This is a genomic window from Virgibacillus halotolerans, from assembly GCF_016908515.1.
GTDB classification, from domain to species: Bacteria; Bacillota; Bacilli; order Bacillales; family Amphibacillaceae; genus Virgibacillus_M; species Virgibacillus_M halotolerans.
In genome coordinates, this window is sequence record NZ_JAFBEA010000001.1 from 20,796 (window position 1) to 39,711 (window position 18,916).

Consider the following 18,916-nt stretch of genomic DNA (forward strand, 5'->3'; position numbering starts at 1 on the left):
TTATCAAGCGTCATACGATAAGCCTTTACCTTTTTTTTGTAATTTTTTTCATTGTAGCGTATGATATAGAAAATAGGTGACGAATTTGCAATTATATTATCGAGAAGTCAATATAATTGCATCTAATAATTTCGCCATCAAAGCTTGGCGATAACCAAGATTTTTTAGGAGGCAATCTGGAAATGAATATAACAATATATGATGTAGCAAGAGAAGCAAACGTATCCATGGCCACGGTATCACGTGTAGTAAACGGTAACCCGAATGTGAAACCAACAACAAGAAAAAAGGTACTGGCAACCATCAAGCAGCTGGGCTATCGCCCTAATGCGGTAGCCAGGGGCCTGGCAAGTAAAAAAACAACAACAGTAGGGGCGATTATCCCTGACATTTCGAGTATCTTTTTTGCTGAACTAGCAAGAGGAATTGAAGATATTGCGACAATGTACAAATATAATATGATCCTGAGTAATTCAGATCAAAATAAAGATAAAGAAATGCAGCTAATCAATACGATGCTGGAAAAACAAGTAGACGGTATCATATTTATGGGTGGAGACATTACTCCGGAACATATTGAATACTTCCAAAGTAGCTCTGTCCCGGTTGTGCTGGCGGCAACCTATGATGAATCAGAGACAATACCATCTGTAAATATTGATTATGAGGTGGCAGCGTATGAGGCAACCAAATTTTTAATCGATAACGGGAACAAACAACCAGCGTTTATTGCTGACGAAAAAGACACAAATATTAATAAGAAAAAATATGAAGGCTATATTCGTGCACTAAAGGAGTCTTCTGTACCGCTTAATGAGGATTTGATCATCTATGGTGATTATAGCTATCACTCCGGAATAAAGGCTGTAAATCAAATCCTGGAGCTGGCTGATCGACCTACCGCGATATTTGCCGCATCCGATGAAATGGCATTAGGGGTTATTCATGGTGCACAGGATAAGGGGTTGCGCGTTCCGGAGGATATTGAAGTATTTGGCTTTGATAACACAAGATTAGCATCAATGGTTCGTCCGACATTATCTACCATCGTTCAGCCAATGTATGACATTGGAGCTGTAGCAATGCGTTTATTGACCAAATATATGAACAAAGAAGAAGTTACAGAGAAAAAGGTTGTATTACCACATCGAATCGAAAAAAGAAACTCAACTTTATAATATAGATGCCGATATACAAACTAGATGATCTAATGTCCATATAGTTTAGGGAGAGAGCATATGAGTAAACGGGATATATTGACTCCAATCGGTATTACACTAGGTTTTATTATGATTATGATGGCGATTCTTACAAGTGGGGGAAAGGAAGGGGCCACTTCCTTCCTTGATGTATCCTCCATTTTTATCGTTATTGGCGGATTGATCGCTTCCATGCTGATCAATTTTAAAATGGAAGAGATTAAGCTAACACATAAGATTCTGAAGGAAACCTTTCATAAAAACCCTCAGCAATTATCGGAATTAATTGGCTTGTTTATCCGGCTGTCTGACCGTGCAAGACGGGAAGGTATTCTAGCATTGGAAAATGAATTAGAAGATGTGGATAACAGGTTTATCCGTAAGGGAATGTTACTCGTAATTGATGGTATTGAACCGGAAGTCATTCAAGATATTATGGATGCAGAAATAACTGCCATGGAAGAAAGACATTATAAGGGCAGGACACTGCTTGAGAAGGCAGGAGAGTATGCTCCGGCGTGGGGAATGATTGGGACGTTGGTTGGGCTTGTATTGATGCTAAACAGCTTAGAGGACCCTGCAACGCTTGGTCCGAGCATGGCTGTTGCGTTATTAACAACCTTATATGGTACCGTGCTGGCGAATCTGGTATTTATCCCGATGGCTAGTAAATTGGAAAGTAAAACAGAAGATGAAATTTTTATGAAACAAATCATTCTAGAGGGTATAATCGGCGTTCAATCAGGACAAAACCCAAGAATTTTAGAAGAAAAATTAAGTGCCTTTCTCCCTAGGGAAACAAAGGCGAAAAAAACCGGTCAACCGGAAGCGGGTTTTGTGGAGGACAGGATCCATGAAGCGTAGGAAATTAAAAAGAAAGCAGGCTAGTGGCGCACCGAAATGGATGGTTACATATTCAGATATGGTAACATTAATATTGGTATTCTTTATCCTGCTGTTTGCCATGTCGCAAATTGATCTAGTGAAGTTCGAGGCTATTACGGATTCATTTCAAAACCGGATGATTCTTGACTTTTATCCTTCAGCCATGCCGACGGAAAATACCAGTCATGTGGAAAATGGCAAATTACTAAATAATTTTGAACCATCTACATTGCTTAAGGATATGAATGATCGAGATGATAAAGCAGGGAAACAGGAGGATTCATTATCATTACTCATGCATGATGTGGAAACATATCTGGATGAAAATGATTTAAATAATATGATTACTGCGAGCAGAACCGAGCGCGGTGTTGTACTAGTGCTTCAAGAAAAAATATTATTCGACTCTGGTGAAGCGAGTATTTTGGCTTCCGGAAAGCCATTTTTAAATGAAATTTCCAGACTATTAAAGGATATTCCAAACAATGTAAAGGTAGAAGGACATACAGACAACAGACCAATTTCCAATTACCGCTATCCATCAAATTGGGAACTTTCGGGTGCAAGGGCAAGCAGTGTAATTCGCTATTTAATCGATGAAAACAGTATTGATGGAGCACGGTTTTCCTCTGCAGGCTATGCAGAAACAAAGCCGATTGTTGATAATAATTCTTCGAAAAACTGGAGTAAAAACCGTCGTGTTGAAATCGTCATTTTGGAAAAAAATGCAGAAGAGAAGGAAGGAGCTGATCGATAATGATCAATTCCTTCTTTTTTTCATTTCACTCGATTCGTATATTTTAATGCGGTTAATAACACTTGTTCATTTTTTTCATTAATTTCCATTTTCCTCGGAATATTTGGGATAATATCATTTGTATCCTGCCAAGATGTCGGCAATGGCGTAGGCGATTCCTTCTGCCATTTTTCTAACCAGGATGGATGAAGTGGACCACGCAATACGTCGCCTGTTCTCATCACGTTCCAGATTTGTGCCCAGGCTCTTGGGACAACCCGCCAGGTATCGTAACCGCCTCCACCTAATGCAATCCATTTGCCGTCACAATACGTATGAGCCAGTTCGTGTGCAAGTACTGGAATTCGCTCGTATACTTCCATGGTAGTACATAAATGTGTTAATGGATCATGGCAATGAGCATCAGCGCCATTTTGTGTGACAATTACATCCGGTTCAAAGAATGCTGCGATTTCTCTGAAAGCCATTTCATAAACTTGTAGAAAGGATTCATCCTGGGTAAAAGCATCGATAGGAACGTTGAAGGAATAACCATGACCTTCTTTGATCCCGCGCTCATTGACATTACCGGTGCCAGGGAAGAGGTATCTGCCTGTTTCATGGATCGAGAATGTACAAACATTCGGATCATCATAAAAAGCCCATTGCACACCGTCTCCATGGTGTGCGTCAGTGTCAACATACAGGACGCGCAGATTATATTTTTCCCTGATATATTTTATTGCTACTGCGGCATCATTATAAATACAAAATCCGGAAGCTTTTCTTTTTAATCCATGATGAAGCCCGCCCCCAAGGTTCAATGCATGATCTGCATCTCCACTCAGTACCGTATCAACTGCCGTTAATGTACCTCCAACCAAGTAGCTGGATGCTTCATGCATATGATCAAAAATAGGCGTATCCTCTGTTCCTAGTCCATATTCCATACCTTCATTTTCTGACAAAAGTCCACTACTTGCTTTTTTGACTGCCTGAATATAAGCGCGGTCATGAAAGAGGGCAAGTTCTTCCTCTGTTGCTTTACGTGGAGCAGTGATATCCTGTGCAGTTAGTGTACTGCTATATTCTAATAATTCCTTTGTCAATGTGACACGTTTTTGGTTGAAAGGATGATCATCATGAAAATGATAATTTAAGTATGCATTAGAAAAAACAAAAGCGGCTTTACAAGTCATAGTTTTGGCTCCGCTATATTGTTAGGCCACATTAATTCATACTCGGTCTCTCTTAGTTTTTGAATAACGGGCAATGGATTCATCGTTTGAATGCGAAAAACCAAAATTTTATAATTGGGATCATTTTTAAATGGATAGATTAAGACAGATACAATGTTTACCTTTAATTCCCCAAATATAGCTGCAACTTCAGGCAGGATACCTGGTCGATGTGGAACCTTTACCTCAATATGTGAGCTTTGTACATGGGTGCCGGTTAATTGAATGAGTGTATAAAGCATATCCTTCTCTGTCACAGTTCCTGCAAGTTGGTTATTTCGAACAACAGGTAGACAAGCAAATTCTTCATCATAGAAAATTTGAGCGATTTCTTCAACAAAATCAAGTGGGTGTATTGTTATAACTGGTGTGCTCATAATGGTCTGAATTTCATTTTCTAATTCACTGTGATCAGCATCCTTGATGAAAGAGGATGGACTAGCATCACGCACATCGCGATCTGAGACAATACCCTCTATCTGATTGTGTTCGTTTACAATAATGATATGCCTGATTCGATGTTGCTGCAGTAGCTGTAGTGCATCCGCAATCTTCGCAGTCGATGGTAACGTAACTACATCTGTATTCATAATCTCTTCAACAAGCACTTAAATTCCCTCCCTCATTTTCCGGTGTTGATAACGTTGTAAAAATCGTAGTTTATCAAATTGCTCTATCGAGTCCTCCGGTACATTCTTTCCAATTCGAACCATCAAACAATTCGCTGGATGGGAAATGATTTCCGGATCATCGGTCGGTGCAGGTGACAATCCACCAGCGGCCATCATCTTTTCCATTACTTTACGATAGTTCCAGATACTTAACTTTGCTCCATCTAAATCCCAATGCCAATAGTATTCAGTAGAAATAATAATATAATTTTCCATGTAATCATCCATCATTGAAATCCTTAATAATCCCGAAGCGGTGCCAACGCCACGATATTCAGGAATGACTTCAATCGCACCCAATATAATAAGATCATCCATTTTGAATGTGGACCATCTTTCCAGCGGATCAGCATGTAGGTAGGTAACATATCCGACAATTGTATCTTCTGTTCTCGCAATAATAATTCGTCCCTCAGGCAAGTCGGCAATACCTATTAATGCTTCAAATTGTTTTTTTGGCGGGCGAAAAGCAACTAAATGTTCGTGGAAATGATATTTTTTTAGTTCATTTGCACTGACTGGTCCTTCTAGTGTGATTGTTCCATTTGCTGTTTCTAAAGTTGTTGAATGGAAGGTCTTTTTGTGATCCATTGTTTTCACCACCTGTAAGATTAAAATAATACGCTTTCATAATTCCAGTATACAGGAATGTGAACGAAAATTTTAGTGTTTTGTCACGAATAATAAAAAAGAAGGGAGATAGGCTCCCTTCTGCAAGTATTAAATGTTAGTTATAATTAAAAACTAATCGCCATCTTTGTCTTTTTTGTCTTTATCCTTTTTCTTTTCTTTACCTTTCTGTTTATCTTTGTCCTTATCCTCTTTATCTGCTTTCCCCATTGTTGCTTCATTGGATGGCTTAGATTCCCGACCAAAGTAATCAACACTTTTAATGATGTAGGCTCCATCGTCAACGGAATAACTCGTATTCTTTGTGCTGCTTATTTTGTTGAACTTACCGCCAGGCTTATCTGCACGGTACACACGGTAACCAACAACATCATTACTACTGGACTTGTTCCAGGTTAGTTTACCGCTGGTTGCTTTCAATGAGGTAGGGGCATCAGGCGCTTTTCCGTCATCTTTAATAGCATTGCCATTCTTTTTATTAGAGGTGCCGATTTTCTCCCATTTTTCTCGATCTGTTCGAGGATATAGAACAGAAAGGTCGCTTAATTTATCGTAACCTTCTCGTTTTAGAAAATCCGGGTTAAAGGACAGACCATTTCCCTCTGTAAAACCTTCTGGCGTTTTTGAACCAGCTGCAACGGATTTTCCATTAATGGTTACATAGCTGCCGCCTTTTATTAAACTATCATCCTCTTTTTTCGGTACATACTTTTCATTAAATAAGTCGGTTTTAATCAATCCAGCTTTTTTACAAAGATCGGATGGGAGCATGCCGGAAATGCCACAATAACTGCGTTCTACAATCCCATCTGGTCGTTTAAATTTATTTGATGGTGTCACCAATTCCGGATTGATCTCAGCTGCACTGTTCATTAATTCTGCCCATAGTTTCAAGTTTCGCTGACTATAGGTTAATGCAGCGCCATCATATCGAATGTCGTGTGGTGTATCATAACCGATCCAGGTCCCAAAGGTTACATTGGGATTCGTACCAATAAACCAAGCGTCCCAGTAATCATCCGTTGTACCTGTTTTACCAGCCCAATCAACGTTGTTATTGTTCAATTGAGATGTTAGGTATGAACCTGTACCATTTTTAATCACGTCACGCATCATATCTATCGTTAAATAAGTCGTTTGCGGTGTAAATACATCTGTCGCTTTCGTTTTATGTTCATAAACGACATCACCACTTTTCGTTGTTATCTTGTCAATCATGTACGCATCTACAAATTTTCCGTTATTTCCTAAAGTTGAAAATGCATTGGTATTTTCTTCGACGGTTACCCCTTTTTCCATCGCACCTAATGCAAGAGAGGGATAGACATAATCACCTTCTGTCAATGTAGACATTCCCATTTTTTCCAAATATTCTTTAGCTGGGTTATCATTAATTACTTTCATGTATGCTGCAAGTGCCGGTCTGTTATAAGAGTTTGCTAATGCTGTACGGGCGGAAACGATCCCATAACTGCCGCCACCATAGTTCTGTGGGGTGTAGTCGCCCCGATCTATATCTGCTATCGGGCTCCCAGGCTGTAGCAGACCTTTTTCCATCGCCGGTGCGTAATCCAATAATGGTTTTATTGTACTACCAACATCCCGTTTAGCCCTTGTTGCATGATTAAATTGGGTATCCTGGCTATACTCTCTGCCACCAACAAAGCTAATGATCCTACCAGTACTATTTTCGATTAAAATGCCACCAGTTTGGATAGGCTCAACCTTTTCTTCCATTTTTCCAGTTTCGTTATTTTTTTTCATAACGGTTCGATCAGGTCCGAAATGCTCATAACTTTTGACGACCTTTTGGAAGGCGTCATATGTCTTTTTATCAATGGTTGAATGAATTTCATAGCCTTTTTGACGCAGATCACGTTCTGCTTGTTTTTTATAAGCTTTTTTGTCTTCTTTTTTGACATCCTTCAGTTTTTTTCCATCATTTTTAATGAGTTCTTCTGTAAGAATATCGATCGCACGCCTTTCTACTTCATCCGTTACGTATTTATATTCTTCTGATGGTGGTTTGGTTTGCTTTTTGAAATCTGCTGTAATGTCGTAGTCTACTGCTTTTTCATATTCTTCTTTTGTAACATAACCAGATTCATACATTCTGTGGAGTACAAACTTCATACGGTTTATACCCCGTTTTAAACTATCTTTGTCCTTCAATACCCCTTTATTGATATAAGGGGTATAGGCAGAAGGACTTTGCGGTAGGCCAGCTAAGAAGGCTGCCTGTGGTAAGCTGACATCCTTTGCATCTACACCAAAAATTCCTTTTGCAGCAGTTTGAACACCGGCAATATTTCTACCAGATGAATCACGGCCATAAGGGATGATATTCAGATAAGCTTCGAGAATTTCATCTTTGTCAAAAATCTTTTCTAAACGAAGTGCCAGCAGTATTTCTTTGGCTTTACGATCAAAGGAAACTTCGTCCGTAAGAATTTGTATTTTAATCAGTTGTTGCGTTAAAGTACTCCCACCGGTTTTGACATCTGCATTCAATGCTTCCTGTAGTACAGCACGAACAATCGCCTTGGGGACAACGCCTTTATGTTTTCTGAAATATTGATCCTCTGTAGCGATTACGCCGTTAACGATTTTATCCGATACATCATCTAAAGAAACTTTTTCTCTATGTAAATCAGATTTAATGTCCCCAAGTAGTTTGTTGTCAGCAAAATAGATTTTGGATGTTTCCTCATAGTTATAAATATCCTTTTCCATTTCATTATGGCTTCTGATTGGTTCATCTTTTACAAGGGAAGCAAAGTAACCTGCACCAATCCCACCAACAAAGAAGACACCGATAAATCCTATAATAAGAAAGAATAGAATAACATTCCAAATTACATCATAGGTTATCCGGGAAGATCGCTGAATGCTGCCTTTTTTCCACATGTCTTTTACTTTTTTAGTATATTTATGAAATAATTGCTTGAAATCGATTTGCGCCCACCTCCTAAAAATGGCATCTCTTATTATAGCATAAGTGTGTTTTGCATTGGAGAGATTATATAAACCCGTTGCTTTTTATTGATAGGTATGGTATGTATATATAATATAATAAAACAAGCGATGAAGGAATACAGTAGTTATGCATTTCACTATTTCTAGAGAGCTGGCGGTAGGTGCAAGTCAGTATATATTTGCAGACGAATTACAATCCGGAGCAATTTCATTTTATGATGAATGATAAAATGAATCGGTGGAAACATCGTTAACAATCCTAAGTGGCAAATTCATTTGCAACAAGGGTGGTACCGCGTAATCACGTCCCTTATTTTTAAGGAGGCGTTTTTTATTTGCCTAAAATGGAAAAGGAGTGTCAAATTATGGATGTTTTACAGGATTTGGAGTCTCGTGGTTTAATTCATCAAACAACAGATAGAGATGGTTTGGAGAAGCATTTATCAGAAAATCAGGTGACATTATATTGTGGTTTTGATCCCACAGCAGATAGTTTGCATATCGGGCATTTAGTGCCGATTACGATGCTGAAAAGGTTTCAAAAAGCGGGGCATAAACCCATTGCCTTAGTTGGTGGCGGGACAGGCATGATCGGCGATCCAAGTGGACGTACGAGTGAGCGAACATTAAATGATGATGCGGTTGTAAAAGGCTATAGTGAGCAAATAAGACAACAAATCGCAAAATTGCTTAATTTTGATAAAGGCGAAAATCCTGTAGTATCGAGAAATAATCATGACTGGCTCGGTAGTATGACGGTCATTGATTTCCTGCGTGACGCGGGGAAGCATTTCGGGATCAACTATATGCTAGCAAAGGAATCAGTATCCGCTCGAATTGAGCAGGGGATCACGTTTACAGAGTTTAGTTACATGATTTTGCAATCACTTGATTACTTGAAATTAAATGAGCAAGAAAACTGTACACTGCAAATTGGTGGTAGTGACCAATGGGGGAACATAACAGCGGGGATGGAATTGATCCGCCGTTCGCGAGAAGAAGAAGCGGAAGAAATAAAAGTATTTGGTTTAACGGTTCCATTGATTACAAAGGCAGATGGAACAAAGTTTGGAAAAACTGCAGGTGGTGCCATTTGGTTGGATCCGGAAAAAACAACGCCGTATGAATTTTATCAATTCTGGATTAACACAGATGACCGTGATGTGATGAAATTCACCCGCTATTTTACATTCCTAACTGAAGCAGAAATGGCAGAGATGGAAGAAGAAGTTGCCAACCATCCGGAAAATCGTCTCGCTCAAAAAAGACTGGCAGAGGAAATGACGAAGATTGTTCATAGTGAAGCAGCATTGGAGCAGGCACAAAAAATATCTGCGTCCCTTTTTACCGGAGACCTGAAACAGCTGTCCGCGAGTGATATTGAACAGGGATTTAAAGGTGTACCAACATTTGCAGCTGCTAAAGAAGATTTGGGATTAATTGATCTATTGGTAAATGCATCTATTTCTCCATCCAAAAGACAGGCAAGAGAAGACATTAAAAATGGCGCTATTTATATTAATGGAGAAAGACAGCAGGAAATGCAATATGTTGTAGGTGAACAGGACCGTATTGACGGCCAATTTACCATTATTCGACGTGGGAAGAAGAAATATTTTCTTATTCGTTATTAAAATAGAAACAAACAGAAAAAGCCTCCATAGAGGCTTTTTCTGTTTTAAAATTTATCTTTGATATCTCCAGCTTTGTTTTTTACTGCACCTTTGGCTTTATCCGCTTTACCTTCAGCCTGTTTTTGGGTATTGTCAGTAACTTTTCCATATTGTTCTTTTGCTTCACCTTTAACTTTGTCTGTAGCACCTTTTACTTTATCTTTAAATCCATCACTCATGATAATTCCTCCATATATTCAGTATATTATTGTATACCCGTAATTGAGAATTAATAACATGGCTTATATCATCATAAAAGTTATGAGTGCCTGTCCAATAGTTAATCTTAAATATATTATTCTATAATGATGCTATTAGATCAAGAATATGAGAAGAGAAGAAGAATCCCAACAAACTGGCAAAGACAAAGAATATCAAAAGCCAGGTAAATGGAATAAAAATAGAGATAATGAAACTTTTTGTGAAGATGACTTGAAATATATTTAATACATGTGATAGTATATTTAAATCAGTGTGTAGAGATATTGGTCTTACTTTTATTGACTAAAAATATATGTCTCATGATACGTCTACCATCTGAAATATTATAAATGGAGATGACGGATATGCATGAGGAAACAAGATTGCCCCGAAATGGTAAAGAGTTTGTATTATTCTTGGCTATCATTTCAGTACTTTCAGTAAATATTATTGCACCTCTTATTATGGGATTTGAATTTGGATTCAATAAAGAGGTTTATTTTAAAACATTACAAGTAATTCCGTTTGTATGGATTTGTGTAATTTTGTTGGTAACGCTTGTTGCAAACCCAATAGTTAATAAATTGGTGCCAAAGTTCGTTAAACCTAAGGATGGATTTAATGCAAGAGTATTATTCACTATCTTGTTTAGCGTAACTATCTTATCCATTTTATTGACAGTTATCGGATCTTGGATTGGCATGAGAGGAATTAGCTTGGAGCCGATTCAAACGTTCTTTTACGCTTGGCCACGTAACTTTTTCATCGCATTTTGGGTTGAAGTGTTGATTGCTCAGCCGATAGCAAGGTTTGCAATGAAAAGATTACATGCAACTCAAGCACGTAGGGCAGTAAATGCGTAATAATGAAACAAAATAAAATCCTATATAGCCGATTGGTTTTATTAAAAATCAGTCGGTTTTTCTTGCGAAAAAGTGTACGTGATAGAGCATATCATTCGCTTTTGCGGTTATGCAGGTTGAAGAAGAAAATGAATTAGACCACACATATGCTTTATCTCCGAAAAAAACGATGCGCCAACTTGGGAGTCATTTCCTTCTATTCGATGGGAGTGTATTTGATTTTCTTTCCATTAACACTGTATACACATTACGCTTTCATATAATTAGCCCTAAGGAACGCTTGATCTCTTTATATACAATAACGAATTCAGTATACAGATGATATTTTAATAAAACCAGGGCAATTAACCCTGGAATATATGTAATTAATTCATTTTGATGATATAATACCTATATAAATACTATGATTATTTGAAACGTAGGTGATTCAATGAATTGGTCTTTGCCACCACAATCCTGTTGTGGGCATTATAAACTGTTAGCGACGGATAAAAAAGGCGACGAAATCTATTTAGTGTTAATTGGAGATGGTATTGGTGCAATTAAGCAGCGTCTGGATGATCTTCAAAATCATCATTGTGAAAAATTGCAAGCGTACATCTCAACATTGTTACCTGAAATATTGAGGGGAGTTTATGATACAGACTTAATGATATTGGATTAAAATAGAATTTCAAATCAACCAAAAAGTTAGGGTAGGGTTGCATAAATAGCATCAAAAAAAGACGACTATGTAAGCCGTCACATTTTGTTTGACTGTTCGTATAATATCGTTTTTCTTTATGTCGTTTAGTAGTTCAAAAATCATCCCCACGGTTGTTAAAAACATACCACAGATTAAACTAATTGCGAATGGGACCCATGCCCATACAGTTGATTGTTTTGGATCAAGTTCTAGATCTTTAGCTATTGGTTCGTAAACGGTTAGCTGCGTATCTATTGCCTCGTTCATTTCGTTGGTATTACCTCCCATTTGTACGGAAACGACAACACCCACTATAATGAGAAGTTCTACCATAATAAAAATAGTATTGCTAACAATTGGACTATAATTTATGCAATATTCCGCCAATCATAGAGGTAGGGAAACAATGAATCAATTACGAGTATTTGAAAATGAATTATCCAGCGTATATGTAAAACAGAAGACGGACGTAGGTCTATACTTGAAATTATAAACGATCCAGGGAGGAACTAGAACTCAGTTACAGAAAGTTAAAAACACTATACTTTAAAACGTAGGAATATAAATATAAAAAGCAAGATCATTTTAAAATTGGATGCCTAAATAGATAACTATTTAATGTGATAGAGATAAAAGTAATTAGCACCTGTCCACAAAATGTAGGGCAAAAACGTCCCCAAAAGTTCCCCAACAAACAATAAAAAAACCCTAGAAGCGCTGATATAACGCTTCTAGGGTTTAAAATACTATTGTTTATTGACCGTTTTACTTAACGAGAGTAGTACTCAACGATAAGTGCTTCGTTGATTTCAGCTGGAAGTTCTGAACGCTCAGGGTAGCGAGTGAATGAACCTTCCATTTTCTCTGCATCAAATGTTACATATTCAGGTACAAAGTTGTTTACCTCAATTGCTTCTTTTACGATATCAAGGTTTTTAGACTTTTCAAGTAGTCCAACTGTTTGTCCTGGTTTTACACTAAATGATGGGATATCAACACGTTTACCATCAACAAGGATGTGACCATGGTTTACAAGTTGACGAGATTGTTTACGCGTGCGAGCCATTCCCATACGATAAACGATGTTATCCAGGCGTGAATCAAGTAGGATCATGAAGTTTTCACCATGAACACCTTTCATTTTACCTGCTTTGTTAAACAATGTACGGAATTGACGTTCGTTCAATCCGTATGTGTAACGAAGTTTTTGCTTCTCTTGCAGCTGTAAGCCGTATTCAGAGATCTTTCTGCGCGTGTTTGCTCCATGTTGACCAGGAGCGTAAGGACGCTTATCCAATTCTTTACCAGTACCAGTTAATGAAATGCCAAGACGACGTGACTTTTTCCAGACGGATCCAGTGTAACGTGACATAAGACATTCCTCCTTTATTATTTTATTTGCATAAAATAAGTGAGCGTGCGCCAATCCGTTGTCCATTTTGTTTTCATGTACCATCGCTCCAGCAGCAGAGAGTTACACGATACACCTCATAAATAGAGGAACAAAATGGGTTCAAGCGTTGGTTCACTTAGGCTACTTTATTATTTTACACAAAGAGTATTATATAAGCTATCAGACGATAAGTCAACTAGCAATGGTTAAAAAACCTTCTAGTATCTTAACGAACTTTTCCATGTATAATTGATCTGTCTCATCGAATCGGTTCATTATGGGACTATCAATATCAAGGACACCATACACGGAGTTGTTTATCATAATAGGGACCACGATTTCGGATCGACTTGCACTGTCACAGGCGATATGTCCAGGAAATTGAGTGACGTCTGCTACGAGTTGTGTTTTCATCTCTTTAATCGCAGTTCCGCATACACCTTTACCATATGGTATTCTAATACATGCAGGCATTCCTTGAAAGGGGCCGAGTACCAATTCATCTTTCTCTTTCTTCCATAAATAAAAACCAACCCAGTTCACTTCATGCATCAATTGATTTAATAGCGCGGAGGCATTGGATAAAATGGCAATAGCGTCATCCTCGCCTTCCGATAAACTATGAAGTTGTTTGAGTAATAATTCATAATCACCTGTTTTGTTACCACTGTATGTTGATGCTTGAAACATAAGATCATTTCCCCTCTATAAATTAGTGAATTACATTTTTCGACACCTGGTACGACTTTTGTCGATGAGAAATTGCAGGATAAAAAGCTTCTTTGTCGTAATTGAGAAGTAAGGAGTTGAAATAGGATGAAACCAAACCCGTCGAAAGAGAAGGTCATTGAGGCTGCATCATCTTTGTTTTTTCAAAAAGGATTTGCCGGTACCTCTGTCAGGGATATTGCAGATAAGGCCTCTGTCAATGTATCCTTAATCAGTTATTATTTTAAAGGGAAACAGGGCTTATTGGAGCATGCTGTCACCCAATATTACGAAGAATATTTAAAAATAATTGAACATGTGCTCGAAGAAAAGGAATCATTGCCAGCATTAGAAAGATTAAAAAGCATGATTTTTTCCATTATACAATATAAGCAAAGTCACTACCAATTATCCTGCTTTATTTATCGTGAACTATCTCTTGATTCCATATTTGTCAGAGAAATGGCTGTAACTTATTTAGCGAAAGAAAATCATTATGTAAGTAAAATATTCTTTGATGTACTGAAAGCCCATCGAAAAAGCAATAATGATCGGCAATATCTACTGCTGCAATTAAAAGGGATGCTTGTGACTCCTTACGTGTTGCATAACGAGTGGAAGGATCAGGTGGTGGGTGAATTTGCACATCATCAGTTTGTTAAGAAATACGTTTTAACGATTCATCAATGGTTGGATTTTATTGTGAGTCAGTCCGGCAAAGTTTGTGAAAACAATGTTTCCTATTAAAAAAATAGAGGAATCCTGAATATTTTTGTATATTTTTAGCCAAAATTGCCTATTACATGGTATCATAGTTACTATATTATTATATGGATAGATTTTAATACGAATATATTTATACCTGTCCTTCAAAAAGTTGTAGAAATATGGTTGGGAGGCATACTATGGTTGCATACATCATTGGAATTATACTTGTAGTTATTGTGTTAATTATCGTTGGACTGGTGTTTCGAAAAAGGGCATATGACATGGTTGACCGACTGGAAAGTTGGAAGCTGGATATTATGGACCGTAATGTCGCTTCACAACTTGGACGCGTGAAAAACCTGAATTTAACGGGAGAAACCCAAGAGAAATTTGAAACATGGAAAGAACGTTGGGAGACCATCTTAAACAAGGAATTACCGGATATTGAAGAAAACTTGTTTGATGCGGAGCAAGCTGCAGATCGTTATCAGTTCACTAAAAGCAAAAAGGTTTTAAGCAAAGGGGAACAGATATTAAATTCCATAGAAAACGATATAAAAAGAATATTGCAAGAGGTCGATGAACTGCTTGCTGCGGAAGCATCAAGTCGTAAAGACATAGAAGAAATCCAACCTGGATTAAAAATTTTACGAAAAGAAATTTCGCAGAATCGCTATCAGTTTGGCAAAGCAGAGTCCCATTTCGATAAACAAATTGATGAACTGGAAGCAGCGGTTGAGCAGTATGAGGAATTGGCAATGTCAGGTAATTATATCCAGGCGGCACAGCTGGTTAATGAAATGAAAGCTGATATGGAAGTATTAGATGTACAGATTAAAGCATTCCCTGAAATTTATAAGCAATGTAAGCATGATTTACCGGCACAATTGGATGAATTACTGTCCGGGATAAAAAGTATGGAGGATGATGGATATCGTGTGGGCCATCTAGCGTTTGAAAAAGAAATACGTACATATCAGGATCGACTTTTGGATGGTGTTCGTTCATTAAATGAGGGAAATACATCTGAAGTGGAGAAAGTGATGATAGAGATCGAGGAACGAATCAAGGAAATGTATGAGCTCCTTGAGAAAGAAGCACTTGCAAAAAACTATCTCGAGACAAAGTTTTCCGGCTACCAGTTTTCATTAGATAAACTGAGTAATTCTTTCTACGATACAAAGAAGGAAGTTGAACACTTAAAACAGGCTTACTATTTTGAAGATGCGGATATGGAACGGTATTTATCCCTTGAAAAGACAGTTACGAAGCTGAAAGATCAGTTAGATGACATCGCTGAGGAGTTAGAAAATGATGATACCGCACATACCGAGATAAGGGAACAAGTGGAGGAAGGCTTTACGCAAATAGAAGAGCTTGAAGAAAGACACGAAGCATTTAAAAAACAAATTCAAAATTTACGTAAAGATGAACTGGAAGCAAAAGCAAAACTATCTGAAATGCATGATCAGTTATATGATGTTAAACGGAAACTGAAAAAAAGCAATATACCTGGCGTACCGAACTATATTTGGTCCATGCTAGAAACTGCTTCTAATAAAAATAAGCGCGTCATCGTGACGATAGAAAATCAACCATTGGATATGTCTGAAGTTCAACAGTCGTTGGGTGAAGCGAAAAAATCTGTAGATCACGTAATCGAACAAACAGACTTCATGCTGGAACAGGCATATTTGACAGAGCAAGTTATCCAGTATGCAAACAGATATCGCAGCAGCAACCCTATTTTAGCGGCTAAATTAGCGGAGTCAGAACGTTTATTCAGATCCTACGAGTATGAACTTGCTTTAGAACAAGCCGCTAAGGCGATTGAAGAAGTAGAACCGGGCGCATTAAAACGAATTGAATCTACACAATCCGTCATGGCTGAATAATTTGTAATTAGAGGCTGTCATAAGGAAAGGGATATCGTCATATATCCTTTACTTTATGTCAGCCTTCCCTTTTGTATTTCAATCTAGATCAAGGAGTTTATCAGATGATTTATTTAGACAACAGTGCGACAACCAAACCCGATCCATCCGTCTTAAAAAGCTTCGATCAGGTTTCCTCAAATTTTTTTGCTAATCCATCTTCCATTCATCAATTTGGCGGTGAAACGGAACAGCTTTTAGTAAGAACGAGAAAACAGGTGGCAGAAATTTTAAAAGTGGATAAAGATGAAGTTGTTTTTACCTCCGGAGGGACAGAGGGAAATAACACAGCGATTAAAGGAATTGCATTAGAACACCAAAACAGAGGAAAGCACATCATCACATCGGAAATTGAACATCCATCTGTACTGGAAGCATGCCACGGCTTGGAAATGCTTGGTTTTAATATTACCTATTTACCAGTTAATCAGGATGGTATCATTTCCTTACAGGATTTAGAGCATGCGATTAGAGAAGACACCATTTTAATTAGTATCATGCATGTAAATAATGAGATAGGTTCCATCCAACCGATAAAGGAAGTTGGAAACATTGCTAAACAACACCCGAAATTATTTCTTCATGTGGATGATGTCCAAGGTTTGGGAAAAGTACCATTAACTTTGCGGGATAGCGGCATTGATTTATGTTCTTTTTCAGGACATAAAATAAATGGACTCAAAGGTACCGGTATACTATATGTTAATAAGCATACGAAGTTATTTCCTTTGCTTCACGGGGGAGGTCAGGAACAGTCACTCCGTTCGGGAACGGAGAATATTGCAGGGGCTGTGGCCATGGCGAGAGCGTTGCGATTGATGAAGGAACGCGAGGTTCAGGGGATAAAGAAATTGTATGACCTGCAAAAAAATCTTCGAAACGCGTTACTAAAAATAACAGGTGTTAAAATGAATACACCCGAAACAGCAGCACCGCATATTGTTAACTTTTCCATGCCAGGTGTAAAACCGGAAGTGATTATCCACATGCTTGGTGAGCGGGAGATTTTTATCTCAACGAAATCTGCATGCTCTTCTAAACAAAAAGATGAAAGTATGGTCTTGGCCGCTTGTGGATTTAATGGGAAACGTTCGGCATCGGGTTTCCGTGTTAGTATGTCTTATGATACAACAGCAGAAGAAATATCGCATTTTATAGAGGCATTAAAAAAGGCGATTCAACAATTCAAAGAAGTAATGGAGTAGATAATTATGCAATATGATCATATTTTAATCCGCTATGGAGAAATGGCGTTAAAGGGAAAAAACATTAAAAAATTTATTGTAAGACTACAGGAAAATATTCAGCATAAATTAAAAGATTTTCCGGACGTGAAAGTGAAACGAACACAGGGAAGAATGTTTGTACTGCTAAATGGACATGAGCCTGAGCCGATTATTGAAAAGTGTAAACAGATCTTTGGTATTCAAAGTTTAAGCTTGGCAATCAAAGTAGAAAATGACTTGGATGAGATAAAGGAAGCAGCACTGTATGCACTGAAAAATAACGAATCAGCTGAGAAATTTAAAGTAGCGGTGCGCCGGATCAATAAGGATTTTCCAACCGATTCGCAAACAATGAATCAAGTACTAGGTAGTCATTTATTAGCAAATACTAAAGGTTATAAAGTGGATGTTCACAATCCGGATATCGCTATTAAAGTTGAGATCAGGTTAGAAGCCACTTATATCACTTCTAGTGTCACACAAGGACTTGGCGGATTACCTGTCGGAACCTCAGGAAAATCGTTACTTTTGTTGTCCGGTGGAATTGATAGCCCTGTAGCTGGCTATTTAGCAATGAAACGAGGCGTTAAGATTGAGGCGATTCATTTTCACTCACCGCCATTCACAAGTGAAAGAGCTAAACAAAAAGTATTGGATCTTGCGAAGCAATTAACGAAGTATGGGAAGGAAATTAAAGTACATCTCGTTCCATTTACAAAATTGCAACAAGCAATTTTCAAAGAAATGCCTGAAGGATATGCGATGACAATCATGCGCAGGATTATGCTTAGGATTAGCGAACGGGTGTGTGAAAATGAATCAATTCTTTCGATGACAACCGGTGAAAACTTGGGACAGGTTGCCAGTCAAACGATGGAAAGCATGCACACGATTAATGAAGTTACAAACTATCCGATTATCCGACCATTAATTACGATGGATAAACAGGAAATCATTAATCTCTCCGAAGAGATTAAAACATATGATACATCGATATTGCCCTATGAGGATTGCTGTACGATATTTGTACCGAAATCACCTAAAACAAGACCGAGACGTGACAAAGTAAATCAGTTTGAATCTATGGCAGATTTTACGGAATTGATAAATGAAGCAATTAACGGTATTGAAGTGATTAAAGTTAGCGACAAGCAGGCATTAGATCCGTTTTTTGAAGATCTGTTGTAAAT

General features: G+C 37.9%; 18 protein-coding genes and 1 other annotated feature. Of the genes, 10 read left to right on the plus strand and 8 right to left on the minus strand.

Annotated features, from left to right (window positions below):
* The first annotated feature begins 182 nt into the window (after positions 1-182).
* The 3 genes from ccpA to motS are packed head-to-tail and all read left to right on the plus strand — an operon-like array spanning position 183 to position 2,841.
* Positions 183-1,178 carry a catabolite control protein A gene (gene ccpA, locus JOC34_RS00125; RefSeq protein ID WP_205134687.1) on the plus strand — a complete coding sequence of 332 codons (996 nt, stop codon included), beginning with the start codon at positions 183-185 and terminating at the stop codon, positions 1,176-1,178.
* A gap of 60 nt (positions 1,179-1,238) precedes the next feature.
* Positions 1,239-2,063 carry a flagellar motor protein MotP gene (gene motP / locus JOC34_RS00130; protein ID WP_205134688.1) on the plus strand — a complete coding sequence of 275 codons (825 nt, stop codon included), beginning with the start codon at positions 1,239-1,241 and terminating at the stop codon, positions 2,061-2,063.
* A complete protein-coding gene (gene motS / locus JOC34_RS00135) occupies positions 2,053-2,841 on the plus strand; it encodes a flagellar motor protein MotS (RefSeq protein ID WP_205134689.1) in 789 nt (262 codons plus the stop codon). Before motP ends, motS begins: the two co-directional genes overlap by 11 nt.
* 20 nt (positions 2,842-2,861) lie before the next feature.
* Here the strand turns inward: motS and JOC34_RS00140 are convergent, their stop codons facing one another.
* From JOC34_RS00140 to JOC34_RS00155, 4 genes are all read right to left on the minus strand, one after another.
* On the minus strand, positions 2,862-4,019 hold the full coding sequence (locus JOC34_RS00140; protein ID WP_205134690.1) for an acetoin utilization protein AcuC: 1,158 nt from the start codon (positions 4,017-4,019) through the stop codon (positions 2,862-2,864).
* Positions 4,016-4,666: a CBS domain-containing protein gene (locus JOC34_RS00145; RefSeq protein WP_205134691.1), complete on the minus strand. Its 651-nt coding sequence runs from the start codon at positions 4,664-4,666 to the stop codon at positions 4,016-4,018. Before JOC34_RS00145 ends, JOC34_RS00140 begins: the two co-directional genes overlap by 4 nt.
* Positions 4,667-5,320 (minus strand): GNAT family N-acetyltransferase, encoded by a 654-nt coding sequence (locus JOC34_RS00150; protein WP_205134692.1) that lies wholly within the window; start codon positions 5,318-5,320, stop codon positions 4,667-4,669.
* Between the two features lie 153 nt (positions 5,321-5,473).
* On the minus strand, positions 5,474-8,266 hold the full coding sequence (locus JOC34_RS00155; protein ID WP_239544007.1) for a transglycosylase domain-containing protein: 2,793 nt from the start codon (positions 8,264-8,266) through the stop codon (positions 5,474-5,476).
* Positions 8,267-8,434: 168 nt separating this feature from the next.
* Positions 8,435-8,649, plus strand: a binding site (T-box leader).
* Between the two features lie 51 nt (positions 8,650-8,700).
* On the opposite strand from JOC34_RS00155, the gene tyrS reads away from it, so the two are divergent.
* Positions 8,701-9,969: a tyrosine--tRNA ligase gene (gene tyrS / locus JOC34_RS00160; RefSeq protein ID WP_205135885.1), complete on the plus strand. Its 1,269-nt coding sequence runs from the start codon at positions 8,701-8,703 to the stop codon at positions 9,967-9,969.
* A gap of 44 nt (positions 9,970-10,013) precedes the next feature.
* Here tyrS and JOC34_RS00165 read toward each other — a convergent pair whose 3' ends face one another.
* Positions 10,014-10,187, minus strand: a complete 174-nt coding sequence (locus tag JOC34_RS00165; protein WP_205134693.1) for a CsbD family protein — start codon at positions 10,185-10,187, stop codon at positions 10,014-10,016.
* Positions 10,188-10,574: 387 nt separating this feature from the next.
* On the opposite strand from JOC34_RS00165, the gene JOC34_RS00170 reads away from it, so the two are divergent.
* Together JOC34_RS00170 and JOC34_RS00175 are read left to right on the plus strand one after the other, a co-directional pair.
* The gene (locus JOC34_RS00170) at positions 10,575-11,072 is read left to right on the plus strand and encodes a DUF2798 domain-containing protein (protein ID WP_205134694.1); all 498 of its coding nucleotides are present in this window, start codon (positions 10,575-10,577) and stop codon (positions 11,070-11,072) included.
* 430 nt (positions 11,073-11,502) lie between these two features.
* Entirely contained in the window at positions 11,503-11,736 is a 234-nt protein-coding gene (locus tag JOC34_RS00175; RefSeq protein WP_205134695.1) for a hypothetical protein, read from the plus strand.
* A 51-nt stretch (positions 11,737-11,787) separates the two neighbouring features.
* On the opposite strand, the gene JOC34_RS00180 is transcribed toward JOC34_RS00175, so the two are convergent.
* The 3 genes from JOC34_RS00180 to JOC34_RS00190 form a co-directional block, all read right to left on the minus strand.
* On the minus strand, positions 11,788-12,024 hold the full coding sequence (locus JOC34_RS00180) for a hypothetical protein (RefSeq protein ID WP_205134696.1): 237 nt from the start codon (positions 12,022-12,024) through the stop codon (positions 11,788-11,790).
* A 502-nt stretch (positions 12,025-12,526) separates the two neighbouring features.
* Positions 12,527-13,129, minus strand: coding sequence for a 30S ribosomal protein S4 (rpsD, locus tag JOC34_RS00185; protein WP_205134697.1), 603 nt, complete (start codon positions 13,127-13,129; stop codon positions 12,527-12,529).
* 213 nt (positions 13,130-13,342) lie between these two features.
* Positions 13,343-13,840 (minus strand): GAF domain-containing protein, encoded by a 498-nt coding sequence (locus JOC34_RS00190; RefSeq protein WP_205134698.1) that lies wholly within the window; start codon positions 13,838-13,840, stop codon positions 13,343-13,345.
* A 126-nt stretch (positions 13,841-13,966) separates the two neighbouring features.
* On the opposite strand from JOC34_RS00190, the gene refZ reads away from it, so the two are divergent.
* From refZ to thiI, 4 genes are all read left to right on the plus strand, one after another.
* Positions 13,967-14,605, plus strand: a complete 639-nt coding sequence (gene refZ / locus JOC34_RS00195; RefSeq protein ID WP_205134699.1) for a forespore capture DNA-binding protein RefZ — start codon at positions 13,967-13,969, stop codon at positions 14,603-14,605.
* Positions 14,606-14,763: 158 nt separating this feature from the next.
* Positions 14,764-16,461 (plus strand): septation ring formation regulator EzrA, encoded by a 1,698-nt coding sequence (gene ezrA / locus JOC34_RS00200; protein ID WP_205134700.1) that lies wholly within the window; start codon positions 14,764-14,766, stop codon positions 16,459-16,461.
* A gap of 104 nt (positions 16,462-16,565) precedes the next feature.
* A complete protein-coding gene (locus tag JOC34_RS00205; protein ID WP_205134701.1) occupies positions 16,566-17,705 on the plus strand; it encodes a cysteine desulfurase family protein in 1,140 nt (379 codons plus the stop codon).
* Positions 17,706-17,711: 6 nt separating this feature from the next.
* A complete protein-coding gene (thiI, locus tag JOC34_RS00210; protein ID WP_205134702.1) occupies positions 17,712-18,914 on the plus strand; it encodes a tRNA uracil 4-sulfurtransferase ThiI in 1,203 nt (400 codons plus the stop codon).
* Positions 18,915-18,916: the final 2 nt, after the last annotated feature.